11 protein-coding genes and 1 pseudogene are annotated in these 13,668 nt (G+C 74.8%); 2 read left to right on the top strand and 10 right to left on the bottom strand.

Features of this window, described 5'->3' with window-relative positions; all coding sequences use genetic code 11:
- The first annotated feature begins 168 nt into the window (after positions 1-168).
- Together ACFVVA_RS20450 and ACFVVA_RS20445 are read left to right on the top strand one after the other, a co-directional pair.
- On the top strand, positions 169-828 hold the full coding sequence (locus ACFVVA_RS20450) for a response regulator (RefSeq protein WP_387691341.1): 660 nt from the start codon (positions 169-171) through the stop codon (positions 826-828).
- Between the two features lie 65 nt (positions 829-893).
- Entirely contained in the window at positions 894-1,994 is a 1,101-nt protein-coding gene (locus ACFVVA_RS20445) for a phosphotransferase (RefSeq protein WP_387691339.1), read from the top strand.
- Between the two features lie 72 nt (positions 1,995-2,066).
- Here the strand turns inward: ACFVVA_RS20445 and ACFVVA_RS20440 are convergent, their stop codons facing one another.
- The 10 genes and pseudogenes from ACFVVA_RS20440 to ACFVVA_RS20395 all read right to left on the bottom strand — a co-directional run bounded on the left by ACFVVA_RS20440 (position 2,067) and on the right by ACFVVA_RS20395 (position 13,561).
- A complete protein-coding gene (locus tag ACFVVA_RS20440) occupies positions 2,067-3,779 on the bottom strand; it encodes a protein kinase (RefSeq protein WP_387691338.1) in 1,713 nt (570 codons plus the stop codon).
- A 112-nt stretch (positions 3,780-3,891) separates the two neighbouring features.
- Complete coding sequence (locus ACFVVA_RS20435) at positions 3,892-5,337, bottom strand: protein kinase (protein WP_387691336.1); 1,446 nt, start codon at positions 5,335-5,337, stop codon at positions 3,892-3,894.
- A gap of 304 nt (positions 5,338-5,641) precedes the next feature.
- The gene (locus ACFVVA_RS20430; RefSeq protein WP_387691334.1) at positions 5,642-6,256 is read right to left on the bottom strand and encodes a bacterial proteasome activator family protein; all 615 of its coding nucleotides are present in this window, start codon (positions 6,254-6,256) and stop codon (positions 5,642-5,644) included.
- A 211-nt stretch (positions 6,257-6,467) separates the two neighbouring features.
- Entirely contained in the window at positions 6,468-7,220 is a 753-nt protein-coding gene (locus tag ACFVVA_RS20425; protein WP_387691332.1) for a hypothetical protein, read from the bottom strand.
- A 150-nt stretch (positions 7,221-7,370) separates the two neighbouring features.
- Positions 7,371-8,348, bottom strand: coding sequence for an NAD(P)H-quinone oxidoreductase (locus ACFVVA_RS20420; RefSeq protein WP_387691330.1), 978 nt, complete (start codon positions 8,346-8,348; stop codon positions 7,371-7,373).
- A 43-nt stretch (positions 8,349-8,391) separates the two neighbouring features.
- Positions 8,392-9,453 carry a potassium channel family protein gene (locus ACFVVA_RS20415; RefSeq protein WP_387691328.1) on the bottom strand — a complete coding sequence of 354 codons (1,062 nt, stop codon included), beginning with the start codon at positions 9,451-9,453 and terminating at the stop codon, positions 8,392-8,394.
- Positions 9,450-10,658, bottom strand: coding sequence for a molybdopterin molybdotransferase MoeA (locus ACFVVA_RS20410; RefSeq protein WP_387691327.1), 1,209 nt, complete (start codon positions 10,656-10,658; stop codon positions 9,450-9,452). Before ACFVVA_RS20410 ends, ACFVVA_RS20415 begins: the two co-directional genes overlap by 4 nt.
- Positions 10,655-11,596, bottom strand: a pseudogene (locus tag ACFVVA_RS20405) (NTP transferase domain-containing protein). Before ACFVVA_RS20405 ends, ACFVVA_RS20410 begins: the two are co-directional and overlap by 4 nt.
- Positions 11,597-11,612: 16 nt before the next feature.
- Complete coding sequence (locus tag ACFVVA_RS20400; protein WP_387691325.1) at positions 11,613-12,599, bottom strand: MBL fold metallo-hydrolase; 987 nt, start codon at positions 12,597-12,599, stop codon at positions 11,613-11,615.
- 200 nt (positions 12,600-12,799) lie between these two features.
- A complete protein-coding gene (locus ACFVVA_RS20395) occupies positions 12,800-13,561 on the bottom strand; it encodes a polyprenol monophosphomannose synthase (RefSeq protein ID WP_380353374.1) in 762 nt (253 codons plus the stop codon).
- Between the last annotated feature and the right edge of the window lie 107 nt (positions 13,562-13,668).

Genomic DNA, 13,668 nt, shown 5'->3' with positions numbered 1-13,668 from the left:
CGCAGCTCTCAATTCGAGCGCCTTCAGGACACCAGCGCACGTTATCCGGGCGGAAGCCCGTGCGTAAGGGGGTTCTCGGTATCGGTTTCGGACGGCCCTGGCCGGATCACGTCGTGACCGGGGTACGGGTGATAGGTCTTTCGTACGGTGGTATGGGAGGCTTTGGACGTGACTGATAACGGACAAATCAGGGTATTCCTGCTCGACGATCACGAGGTCGTCCGGCGGGGCGTGCACGATCTGCTCTCGGTCGAGGACGACATCGAGGTGGTCGGCGAGGCCGGCACGGCCGCCGAGGCGCTCACCCGGATCCCGGCGGTCCACCCGGACGTGGCAGTGCTCGACGTCCGGCTGCCGGACGGCAACGGGGTCGAGGTCTGCCGCGAGATCCGGTCCAGGCTGCCGGAGATCAAGTGCCTGATGCTGACCTCGTTCTCGGACGACGAGGCGCTGTTCGACTCGATCATGGCCGGCGCCTCCGGCTACGTGCTGAAGGCGATCCGCGGCACCGACCTGATCACCGCCGTCCGGGACGTCGCGGCCGGCCGCTCGCTGCTCGACCCGATCGCCACCAGCAGGGTGCTCGCCCGGCTGCGCGACGGCGGGGAGAAGGAGGACGAGCGGCTCGCCCAGCTCACCAAGCAGGAGCGGCGAATCCTGGATTTGATCGGCGAAGGTATGACAAATCGTCAGATCGGCAACGAGTTGCACCTGGCCGAGAAGACGGTGAAGAACTACGTCTCGAGTCTGCTCGCCAAGATGGGCATGGAGCGGCGCACCCAGGCGGCCGCCTTCGTGGCACGGCACCAGGTCGACCACCAGTACTGACCGCACGACTGCACAGAACTGATGACTTGTCAAGGGCCCCCGCAAGGGGGCCATAACCTCTGCACGTGACTTTCAGCCAGACCCTCGCCTGCGCCCCGGCCCGCCCCGACCTCTCCGCACCGCCGATGGGGACCCTCAGCCCACCCGTCCCGCTGGGCGCGCTCGCCGAGGTACTGGCCCGCTACCGGACAGGACGGCTGCTGACCGCCGAACCGGTCGCCGAGGGCCTGCTGAACCGGGGGTACCTGGTCACCACCGAGGCCGGTCCGTACTTCCTGAAGTGCTACGTCGACTCCGCCACCGCCAGCCGCCCGAAGATCGTCGCCCACCACCGCGCGATGGCCGCGCTGAACGCCCTCGGACTGCCTGTCGCACCCCCGCTGGCCTGCGCCGAACGGTCCGGCACGGTGGCCTCGTGGGGCGGCCGGCTGTTCGCGCTGTTCCCCTGGGTCGAGGGCCGGCACCGGCACGGCGGCGAGCTCGAACCGTCGCAGTGCGACGCGCTCGGCACGCTGCTCGGCCGACTGCACGGCGCACTCGACGACGTCTGCGCCCCCCTCGAACAACCCGCCGGATACCGGAGCGCCGACGCCGTCGACAGCGCCGCCCTCGCCCGCGACCTGCGGCGCCGCGCCCGCGAGCAGCACCCCGCCGGGGAGCTGGACGCCCTGGTGGTGGAACGGCTCACGGAACGGCTGGAACTGCTCGCCGAGCACGCCCACCGCCGCCCCGCCCCGGCGGCCGCGCCACCCACCGGCTGGACCCACGGCGACTTCCACGGACTCAACCTGCTGTACGGCGACGGCCCGCGGAGCGGCCTGGTGACGGCCGTCCTGGACTGGGACAAGCTCGGCCCGCAGCCCCGCGCCGAGGAGGCGGTCCGGGCCGCCACGCTGCTCTTCAACGACCGCTCGTCCGGCGTCCTCGACCTGGTCCGGGTCCGCCGCTACTCACAGGCCTACCGGGCCTCCGGCGCCGCCACCGCCGAGCACCTGGCCGCCGCCGTCCACCGGGTCTGGTGGGAACGGCTGAACGACTTCTGGATGCTGCAGTGGCGCTACCAGCGGGCCGACCACCGGGCCGACCCGCTCTACCCCGCCTCCGCGGGGCAGCTGGCGTGGTGGTGCCAGGAGTACGAACAGGTCCTGGACGCCTTCGCCAACTGACCGCCTACCGGCCGGTCCGGCCGACCCGCGAGGTCGGCAGGACCGGTCGAGGCCGGTCGGCCCGTCGGCCGGTCAGCCGTTCCCGGACTGCGCGGGCGCCGAGGGTGGCGGCGTCACCGGCGGGTTCGTCTTGCTCGGCAGCGGGTTCGGCGGCAGCGTGTTGCCGCCCCCGCCGCCGGGCGTCGCACCACCGGTCGTGGGCGCCGTCGAGGCGGGCGTCTGCGTGCGGCTCGCGGTCCCGGTCGGCGTCGGGGTCGGGGTGTGCTTGCCCCAACCCGGCGACGGCGACATGTTGTTTCCGCTGTTCCCGGTGTTGTTCCCGGTGGTGTTGGGGTCGGTCGGCTGCTGCGGCTTCTTGCTGCCGGAACCCGAGGTGGGCGGAGGCGTCAGGCCGCTCTGGACCGGCACCGGCGTGTCGCTGCTGGTGACCGCCGGGGGCTGCGTCGGGGACACCGTGGGGTCGACCTTGTCGTTGCCGCTGAGCGCGAAGGCGATGCCCGCACTGGCCGCGACCAGCACGGCGATCGCACCGGCCACCCAGGCCCACGGCCCGCGCCGCCGGCCGCCGCCGTCCTCCTCGCCCGCGCCGTCGCCGTACGGGCCGCCGGCCGCCGGATAGGGCGACGAGGGAGTGTGCGGGCCGCCCGTCGGGTACGGCAGCACGGAGGTCTGGTCGCCGGGGCCCACCGCGCCGAAGGCCGCGGTGGCCGCGGCCTGGTCCGGCCGGAGCACCTGGGTCGCGCCGGTGTCGCCCGCCGTCGCGCCCGCCCAGACCGCCCCGCCCGCGCCGTGCATCTCGCGCAGCGCGTGCTGCACGTGGGCGCGGAACTCGTCGGCGTCCTGGAAGCGGTCGTCCGGGTTCTTGGCGAGCGAGCGCAGCACCAGCGGGTCGAGCCCGGTCGGCACCCGGCCGTTGGCCTGCGAGGGCGGCAGCGGCGGGTCCTGGACGTGCTGGTAGACCACGGACAGCGGGGTGTCACCGGTGAACGGCGGGCGCAGCGTGAGCAGTTCGTAGAGCATGCAGCCGGCCGCGTACAGGTCCGAGCGGTGGTCGACCGGCTTGCCGAGCGCCTGCTCGGGCGAGAGGTACTGCGGGGTGCCCATGACCATGCCGGTCTGGGTCATCGTGGTCGCCCCGCCGGTGAGCGCCCGGGCGATGCCGAAGTCCATCACCTTGACCGCGCCGGCGTTGGTGATGCTCACGTTGGCGGGCTTGATGTCACGGTGGACGATGCCGTTGCGGTGGCTGTAGGCGAGCGCCTCCAGCACCCCGGCGATGATGATCAGCGCCTGGTCGACCGGCGGCGCCTCCTCGTCCGCCAGCAGCTCGCGGACGGTGCGGCCCTCGACCAGCTCCATCACGATGTACGGCGTGGACTCGTCCCCGACGTACTCCTCGCCGGTGTCGTAGACCGCGACGATCGAGTGGTGGTTGAGCGCGGCGACGGCGTGTGCCTCGCGGGTGAAGCGCAGCCGGGCGACGTCGTCCTGGGCCAGCTCGCCGCGCAGCAGCTTGACCGCGACGGTGCGGCCGAGCCGCACGTCCTCGGCGGCGAACACCTCGGCCATGCCGCCACGGCCGAGCCGGTAGGTCAGCCGGTAGCGGCCGTCACCGACGGTGCTCAGCGGCACGGCGGTGCCGCGGCCCGGGGTCTGCGGACCGCCGAACGGCGGCAGCGCCGAGGTCTGGGCCTCGCTGCCGGGCTCGGGAATCCTCGGGGTCCCGCCGGTCCGGCCGACCGCTCGGACACCCGCGTCGTCGTCCGGCTGCTGCGTCTGTGCCATCGCTCCTCGCCCCGGGCGTTCGCTCGGATCGCGCTGCCCTGTCGCTTACGTATCCCCGAACGCTACCGCTTCCGGCGGACGGACGCGGCACCCCCGAACCGGCCGGAATCCGTCAGAGCAGGCCATTCCGGTCGGCGGGGAGGTCGGCGACCAGCACGTTGGCGGGACGCTCCCCGTGGCTGTACTTGCCGCCGGTCTTCACGTCCGCCTTGTTGACCACGATGGCGATGATGATGCCCGCGAGCACCAGCACGCCGACGATGATCCCGATCACGACCACGGCCGTCGAGCAGCCGCCGCCGGTGGGCGCCTTGGGCTGCTGGTACGGCGGCATCGGCTGCGGCGGCGGGGTGTGCGCCTGCGGCGCCCCCTGCTGCAGGAACTGCGGGTGCGGGGTGTGCGGGGCCTGCGGCCGCGGGGGCTGGAAGGCGGGCGGCGGGGTCTGGTACTGCTGCGGGAAGGGGTGCGGGGTCTGCGGCTGCGGCGTCGGGTACGCCGGCGGCGGGGTCCGGTACTGCTGCGGCCCGCCCTGCTGGAGGTACTGCGGCTGCGGCGTCTGCGGGTTGTGCGGCGCCTGCGGGGCCTGCGGGGCCTGCGGGGCGGCGTGCACCGAGCGCGGACCCTCGTTGATCACCAGCGGGGTGCTGGCCTGCAGCCACTGCCCGTTGCCGCCGCCCTTGGCGGCCTCGATCAGCCGCTCCGCCTCGTCCCGCATCGCCGCCGCGCTCTGGAAGCGGTGCGCCGGGTCCTTGCGCAGCGCCTGGGCGACGAAGGCGTCCACCTCGGGGGTGACCGAGCGGTTGAGGGTGGAGGGGGCCGGCGGCTCCTCCTGGACGTGCTTGTAGGCGATCGAGAACGCCGAGTCGCCGTCGAAGACCAGCTGCCCGGTGATCATCTCGAAGAGCATCACGCCGACCGAGTACAGGTCGGAGCGGGCGTCCACCGGCTTGCCGAGCGCCTGCTCGGGCGAGAGGTACTGCGGGGTGCCGACCACCATGCCGGTCTGGGTCATCGACGTGACGCCGGATTCCAGCGCACGGGCGATGCCGAAGTCCATGACCTTGACGTTGCCCTTGCGGTCGAACATGACGTTGCCGGGCTTGATGTCGCGGTGCACCAGGCCCATGTCGTGCGAGGCCTCCAGCGCGTTCAGCACGCCGATGGTGACCTTCAGGGCCTCCTCGGCCGGCATCGCGCCGTACTGGCCGATCGCCTCGTTGATCGCCTCGCGCAGACCCTTGCCGTCGATCAGCTGCATGACGATGTACGGCGTGCTGGAGCCGTCCGCGGCGACGTCCTCGCCGCTGTCGTACACCGTGACGATGTTGGGGTGCTCCAGCCGGGCCACGGCCTGGGCCTCGCGGCGGAACCGCTCCTTGAACGAGTCGTCCCGGCCCAGCTCGCTGTGCATGCTCTTCAGCGCGACCTGCCGGTCCAGCACGCGGTCGTGGGCGAGGTGCACGGAGGCCATGCCGCCCTCGCCCAGCAGTCGCTGCAGCACATAGCGGCCGTTGCCCAGCGAGAAGCCCTCGACCGCCGCGTTGCCGTGCTCGCTCATGGTCCTCTGCTCCCCCTCGGCGCGGGCGTGCTCGCCGCAGCCTGACGTTCGGTCTCGTCCGTGCGTGGTGGGCCCGGCCCGCTGGCCCGGCGGGCCCCTGCCGCGGCGGTTCCACCGGCCGGCGACAGGGGTCAGGGTATCGGCTCGCGCCGACGGTGATCGGCCCAGGGCCGGGCAGCGGTCCCGGGCCGCCGGCCCCCGGTCCCGGTGGCCGGGGCCGGGGCGGACCGTCGCGGTACGTCCGGTCCGTCGGCGGTCCGGGCGGACCGGCCGGCGGGTACCGGCGCGTACCCGCCGGGTGCGGTTACAGGTAGGGACCGGAGCGGATGCCGCGGCCCGGGCCCGGCTCGTCCTCGTCCGACTCTCCGCTGTGCAGACCGGGCGGCAGTGCCCGCCGCATCTGCTCCAGCTGGGCCCGCGCCGCCATCTGCTGCGCGAACAGGGCCGTCTGGATGCCGTGGAACAGACCCTCCAGCCAGCCGACCAGCTGGGCCTGGGCGATCCGCAGCTCGGCCTCGGTCGGGATGGTGTCGTCGGTGAACGGCAGCGACAGCCGTTCCAGCTCGGCGACCAGCTCCGGAGCCAGTCCCAGTTCGAGCTCCTTGATCGAGCTCGCGTGGATGTCCTTCAACCGGACCCGGCTCGCCTCGTCGAGGGGCGCCGCCCGGACCTCCTCCAGCAGCTGCTTGATCATGCTGCCGATGCGCATGACCTTGGCGGGCTGCTCGACCATCTCGGTCACCGGGAGCTCACGCGGCACGTCGCCCTCGTCGTCCCCGTCCCCGACCGTGCCGGCGAACCCCTGGCCCACGGGCAGCCCATCCGGTCCGACGATCAGCACCTTCTGGCCGTCCTGCGACTGCCCGCCGGCGGCCCGGAAGGGCTCCTGCGACGGGCGCTCGTTCATCGGATTCGTCATGAACAACATTCTCTCTCACTGGGGTTGGTCGGGCGGAAGCCCCCGGTCGTCCCGCCGTCCTGCGCCACCCGTGACGAAGGTACGCCCCCGGCCGCCGCACGGGAATCCGTACGGATACTCAGTTCCGGCTCCCCGGCCACCGCCCGCCCGCCGACGGCGCCCCGGCCCGGACCGGCCCGGACCGGCCGGAATCCCGGCCCGGCCCGGCGCCTCAGCCCTTGCGCAGCCGCACGCCGACCAGTCCCAGGCCGCAGCCGATCAGCCCCAGGCCGACGCCCAGCGGCAGCTGGGTGGTGGAGGCGTCCTGCCAGTGGACGGGGAAGATCGCGGGCACGGCGGCGACGGCCGCGACCGGCTGTCCGGCGGCAGTGGCGGCGTCCGCGGTGTCCACGGCGGCCGGGTCCGGGGCGGCGGCATTGCCGGGGGCCCCGGTCTCCGCCGCCTCCCCGTCGGTCTCCGGCGGCTCGGCCTCGACGCCCTGCTCCGGGGCCTGCTCCGGGGCCTGCTCCGGGGCCTGCTCGACCGCCTGCTCGGCGGTCCGGTCCGGCGCCTGCTCGGGAGCCTGCTCGACGGCCTGCTCGGGGGCCTGCTCCACGGCGGCGTCGGAGCGCTCGGGCAGCGAGGCCGGGTGGTGCCGGTGGGCCTGCGGGAGGTCGCCGTCCGGCTTCGGATGCGGATGCGGCACCGGCCGTCGCCGCGGCGCGGCCACCGGCCCGGAGGTGTCCGGTTCCCCGCCCTGCCCGGCGCTCGCCCCCGCCTCCGGCGAGCGAGCGGCCTCCGGCGGGGACAGCACCGCGGACGAGGGCAGTGCCATCGCCGCCGAGGCGGCGGCCAGTGGGAGCGTGAGCCCCAGCACGGCCGCCGCGACCAGCCGCTGGACACGGCCCGGGGAGCGGTGGGAAGAACGACGGTGGTGCGGCGCGACGGGCAGCGGCCCGAGGGATGCGTGCGGTGATGCGGCCACGGTCGGAGTCCTTCCGACGGCCGACGGCGCCCGGGGGCGGGATCGGCGGCGGGACTGCTCCGGACCAGATTCGCACGCCCCCGGCGCTACGGCATTTCGGGCGAATTCACGCCCTGCCTGGTGTCGCCCCGCCGCCGGGCCGCCCCCTTCTCAGGCCCGCAGCACGACCTTCCCGACCTGCTCCCCGCGCTCCAGCACCCGGTGCGCCTCGGCCACGTCGGCCAGCGGCAGCACCCGGTCCACCACCGGCTGCACCACCCCGGACTCGACCAGCGGCCACACGTGCTCCCGCACCGCCGCCACGATCGCCGCCTTCTCCGCCAGCGGCCGCCCGCGCAGGTTGGTGGCGATCACCGCGCCGCGCTTGCGCAGCAGCGCGTTGAGGTCGAGCTCGCCCTTCACCCCGCCCTGGAGTCCGATGATCACCAGCCGCCCGTTGACCGCCAGCGCGTCCACGTTCCGCTGGAGGTACTTGGCGCCCATGATGTCCAGGATCACGTCCGCCCCGGCCCCGCCGGTGGCGTCCCGGAGCGCCTCGACGAAGTCCTGCTCGCGGTAGTCGATCAGGATGTCCGCGCCCAGCTCGGCGCAGCGCGCCAGCTTCTCCCGGCTGCCCGCCGTGACCGCGACCCGCGCGCCGACCGCCTTGGCCAGCTGGATCGCCATCGTGCCGATCCCGCTCGCACCGCCGTGCAGCAGCACCGTCTCGCCGGGCCGCAGGTGCGCGGTGAGGAAGACGTTGGACCACACCGTGCAGGCGACCTCGGGCAGCGCCGCGGCCTGCTCGACGGACAGCCCCGCGGGCAGCGGCAGCAACTGCCCGGTGGGCACCGCGACCCGCTGCGCGTAGCCGCCGCCGGCCAGCAGGGCGCACACCTCGTCGCCGACCGCCCAGCCGGACACCCCGGGCCCGAGCGCGACGATCCGCCCGGCGCACTCCAGCCCCGGGTAGGGCGAGGCGCCGGGCGGCGGGTTGTAGAAGCCCTGCCGCTGGAGCAGGTCGGCACGGTTGACGGCGGTGGCCGCCACTTCGACCAGGACCTCGCCCTCGGCGGGCACCGGGTCGGGCACCTCGGCCCACACCAGTGCCTCGGGACCTCCGGGTACGGGAATCGTCATCGCATGCATGCCCCGAACCTACTGCGGGGCCGGGGCGGTTGCGCGGTACGGCTCAGCCGGTCGGCAGGACCGTACTGGACTTGATGACGATCACCCGGTCGGTGAGCTGGAGCACGGCGGCCTCCGGCTCGGTGTAGTTGAGCACCCGTCGGCCCCGGACCACCGCGACCACCAGGTCCGCGCACTCGCGCGGGCTGTGCCCGGCCTCCGCCCGGGTGACCGGGCGCTCCACCACGTCCAGCCCGTTGCCGTACGTCAGCAGGTCCTCCATCACCGCCCCGGCGTGCGGGCTGAGCATCGACATCCCGAGCAGCCGTCCGGCCGAGCTGGAGCTGGTGACCACGACGTCGGCCCCGCTCTGCCGCAGCAGCGGCGCGTTCTCGTCCTCCCGGACGGCGGCGACCACGGTGGCGGCCTTGTTCAGCTGCCGGGCCGTCAGCGTGATCAGCACGGCGGTGTCGTCCCGCTCCGGCGCGACCACCACCCGGGCCGCGGTGGGCAGCGCGGCGCGCACCAGGGTGTCGGTGCGGGTGGCGTCGCCGACCACCCCGACCAGGCCGTGCTGGGCGGCGTGGTCGATCACCTTGCGCTGCGGGTCGACGACGACGATCTCCTCCTTCTTCACCCCCTGTCCGAGCAGGGTGTCGACGGCGCTGCGGCCCTTCGTCCCGTAGCCGATGACGACGGTGTGCTCGCGCACGGTGGACCTCCAGCGGTTCAACCGCCATTGCAGGCGGGTCCGTTCGGTGAGCACCTCCAGGGTGGTGCCGACCAGGATGATCAGGAACACCACGCGCAGCGGGGTGATCACGAAGATGTTGGTGAGCCGGGCGCTGTCGCTGAACGGGGTGATGTCGCCGTACCCGGTGGTGGAGAGCGTCACCGTGGCGTAGTACGCCGCGTCCAGGAAGCTGAGCTCGCCCCCGGCGTTGTCGTTGTAGCCGGCCCGGTCCACATAGACGATGAACGAGGTGGCGACCAGGACGGCGAGCGCCAGCAGCAGCCGGAAGCCGACCTGCCGGACGGCGGGATCGGCCCGCCGGGCGGGCAGCACGATCCCGGCGTCCGCCCACGGCTCCGTCCCCGGGGCCAGGTTGCGTCGGAATCGGTTCACGGCACCTCCAGGAGTTCGACCGGCTCCCCCGCCGCCGCCCCGCCGGGCGGCACCACGGCCAGCGCGTCGGCCCGGGCGAGCCCGCGCAGCATCGCCGGTCCGTCGAAGGCCAGCGGCAGGACGCCCTCGGCGGTCCGCCGGACCGGGTGGAGCCGGGTGTCCGTCCGGTGCCCGGGCAGGGCCGCCGCGGCCGGGGCGAGGACGGGGGCGCCGACGGTCCGCCCGCTGCGGGCGTGCAGCAGCGGCAGGGCGAGGGTGACCGTTCCGGCGACGGCGGCCAGCGGGTTGCCGGGCAGGCCCACCAGGTGGCGTCCGCCGGGGAGTTCGGCCAGCAGCATGGGGTGGCCCGGCCGGACGGCGACGCCGTCCACCAGCAGCCGGGCGCCGACGTCGGCGAGCGCCCGGTGCAGGAAGTCGACCGGCCCGGCGGCGGTTCCGCCGGTGGTGACCACGAGGTCCGCGGTGGAGTGCCGCAGCGCGTCCCGGAGCAGCCCGAAGTCGTCCCGGACGTACCCCACTTCGGCCGGGTCGGCGCCGGCCGCCCGCAGCCAGGGCGGCAGCAGCGGCCCGAGCGCGTCCCGGACCAGCCCCGGACCGGGTACCCCGGCAGTGAGCAACTCATCGCCCAGGACGAGCAGTTGGACCTCCGGGCGGCGGTGGACCGGCAGCCGGTCGTGGCCGCAGGCGGCGGCCAGGCCGAGCACGGCCGGCCCGACCGGAACGCCGGACGGCAGCAACTCCTCGCCCCGGCGGCACTCCTGGCCGCGCGGGCGGACGTCCTGGCCGGTGGTCAGCGGCTGCGGACCGCGGTCGTGCAGCAGCACGCCGTCCGCCCGCCCGTGCTCACGGCGCAGTACGGCGGTGGCTCCGGGCGGGAGTTGGGCACCGGTGGCGATCTCCACGGCGGTGCCGTCGGCCAGCGCGGCCGGTTCGGCCCGGCCGGCCAGCACCCGGCCCGCGACCCGCCACGGACCGGGGCCGGCGACCGCCCAGCCGTCCATCGCGGAGGTGTCGAAGGCGGGCAGGTCGGTCAGCGCGGAGAGCGGCTCGGCGAGGGTGCGGCCGAGCGCCTCGGCCAGCGGGGCCCGGACCCCGGGCAGCGGGCGCAGCCCGGCCCGGCGCGCGGTCTCCCGGGCCCGGGGCCAGCTCAGCACGCCGGGACCGGTGGACGGTGCGGCCACGGTGGACTGTCCGACCGCGCTCACGACTCGTCCGGCCGCTCGGCGGCGCCCCAGCGCTCGGCGAGCGCCTCCGTCCGCCGGGCCGCCTCGGCGACGGCCTGCTCCCCGCCGCCCTGCCGGGCGGCCGCGTAGCCGATCAGGAAGGCGGTCAGCGGTGCGGCCGGCCGGGCCACTCCGTGCGCGACCACCCGGGCCGTGTCGAGCAGACCACGGACGTCGACGTCCAGGTCGATGCCCAGGTCGGCCTTGACCTCGGCGATCCAGTCATCCAGCGTGCGCTCCATGCGCCCATGCTGCCCGATGGCCGGTTCGCCGAGGTGTTCGCCCCGTGTGCGGCGCGCGTCGTTTCGCTCACACGCCGGTGACGGTGCCGGTGAGGATCACGTCCGGTCGCGCTCGCGGGCCTGCTCCAGGTCCTCCCAGGTGTCGCAGTCGTAGGCGACGTTGTCGGTGTCGGCCACCCGCAGCCGGGCCAGCCCGCCGACCAGGCGGCGCAGCGGCTGGTCGGCCGGATCGCCGAGCGCGGCCAGCGCGGCGCGCAGCGGGCCGGTGCGGTAGGCGGCGGCGAGCGGCTGGTCGCGGCCGCCCGCGTCGACCAGCACGGCGGCGTCCGCGGCCGCGCCGGCCCCGTCGAGGGCGGCGACCAGCCGTTCCACCGTCCGCCGGTCCAGGAAGGGCAGGTCCGCGGCGAGCAGCAGCACGGTGTCCGCGGTGACCAGGCCGAGCCCGGCCGCGACGGCGGCCACCGGTCCGCCGCCGGGCGGCCGCTCCCTGGTCCAGTGGACGCCGCCGAGCACGGTCGGCCGGGCCGGGCCGACCACGACGGCGGTCCGGGCGCCCGCGCAGGCGGCGAGGACCCGGTCCAGCAGGGTGGTCTCGCCGACCGTCAGCCCGGGTTTGTCGGCGCCGCCGAGGCGCCGGGCGGCCCCGCCCGCCGGAACGATCACGTCGTACGGCGTCATGCGGCCAGTATCCGCCCTACCGCGCCGCGGTCCCGTCGTCCTCCGGCCGCTCCGGCGCCTCCTGCGCGTCCTGCGCTTCCTGCGCTTCCTGCGCTTCCTGCGCCTCCGCGCCGGGCGCGGCCCCGGCCGCGCGGGCGGTGTTGGCCGCCGCGCCCAGCTCCAGGATGGACGGCAGGGTCAGCTCCCCGTACCGCTCGTTCATCGCCGTGACCAGCGCCTCCGGGTCGTCCGGGTGCTCGGCCAGCAGCCGGTCGAAGTCCTGGAGGTACTCGCCGGTGAAGGCCAGCACCCGGGCGGCGTCGTCGCCCTGGCCCGGGGCGCGGTGGCCGGCGATCACCCGGTCCGCGCCGAGGTCGGCGATCCGGCCGAGGTTGTGCCCCCAGGTGGTGCGCTGGGCCGGGGTGGTGTCGGCGGTCCAGACGTGGGTGCCGTTGTGGACGAAGTCCCCGGCGATCACGGTGCGGACGCTCGGCACGTGGACGACCGTGGAGTCCCCGCAGTCGGCCTGGCCGAGCAGCAGCACCGGGATCACCTGCCGGTCCAGCATCAGCGGCTGCGGCAGCAGCGGGGCGGGGATCAGCGGGTGGTCCGGGATGTCGTCGCCGTACACCGGCTTCCACTGCGCGACCTTCGCGGCGACGGTGCGCCGGATGCCCTCGACCACGGCCGGGGCGGCCAGCAGCTGCGCGTCGGGGAAGAGCCGCAGCACCTCCTCGGCGCCGAAGTAGTGGTCCGGGTGCTGGTGGGTGACCACCACCGCGAGCAGCCGTCTGCCCTTGCCGGCGACCCACTCGGCCAGCTCGCGCCCGGCGCTGCGGGTCAGCTGGGCGTCCACCAGGATCGCGGTCCGCTCGCCGAGGATCAGGGTGGAGGTGGCGAAGAAGGCCGACTCGGGGCCGGTGAAGACGGCGACCTCCAGCGGCCGGGCCGGCTGTCCGGCCTCCGGCGGCCCGACCTGGGCACGCTCCGCGCCGGCGCTCTCCTCGGACGGGGACGTCGTCACGGGCTGCTCCCTCTGGTCGGCGGTCGGATGTCCTGCGCCCTACAGCATGGGAGCACCGGCGGCCGAATGCGCGGAAGGCGCGCCCGGCGGGGCGCGCCTCCGCTCCACGTCACACCGCGCTCCGGGCGGCACATGCGCAAGGGCCCGGCCACCGGTTCCGGCGGACGGGCCCTTCGGGCACGGGAGGGCTGTCCGGTCGGTCAGCGCCGGGCGCCGCGCAGCCGGGCCAGCCGGTCGGTGACGCCCCAGGTGGTCACCCGCCACAGTGCCTCGACCACGATGCTGCGGCTCATCTTGGACGCGCCGAGCTCGCGCTCGACGAAGGTGATCGGCACCTCGGCGACCTTGAACCCGGCCTTCACCGTGCGCCAGGCCAGGTCGACCTGGAAGCAGTACCCGGCCGAGGCGACCTCGTCCATGCCCAGGCCCAGCAGGGTCTCCTTGCGGAACGCCCGGTAGCCGCCGGTGACGTCCCGGATCGGCACGCCCAGCATCAGCCGCGAGTAGGTCGAGCCGCCGCGCGAGAGCAGCAGCCGCGACTTCGGCCAGTTCACCACCCGGCCGCCCGGCACCCAGCGCGAGCCCAGCACCAGGTCGGCGCCGCGCAGCGCGCCCAGCAGCCGGTCGAGCTCCTCGGGCTGGTGCGAGCCGTCCGCGTCCATCTCGACCAGGACGTCGTAGCCGTTGTCGATGCCCCAGCGGAAGCCCGCGAGGTAGGCGGCGCCCAGGCCCTCCTTGCCCTTGCGGTGCATGACGTGGACGTGCTCGTCCTCGACGGCCAGCTTGTCGGCCAGTTCGCCGGTGCCGTCGGGGCTGTTGTCGTCGGCGACCAGCACGTGCGCCTCGGGCACGGCGGCACGGACCCGGCCGACGATCCGCTCGACGTTCTCCGCCTCGTTGTAGGTCGGGATGATCACCAGGACCTTGCCGAGATCAGCAAAACTCTGCTGGTTCACGGTCACGTACAAACCTCTCGGCCGATGGCGGGGGTCTCGGAACACCGGCGCCCGCACTCTGGAACGCGGCTCCGCCGGCAACCCGCCGGGGGGACCCGGTGGCGAACTGCGCG

It is taken from the genome of Kitasatospora sp. NPDC058048 (genome assembly GCF_042885555.1).
Classification (GTDB): domain Bacteria; phylum Actinomycetota; class Actinomycetes; order Streptomycetales; family Streptomycetaceae; genus Kitasatospora; species Kitasatospora lactacystinica.
This window is presented reverse-complemented; position numbering and strand designations above follow the sequence as displayed.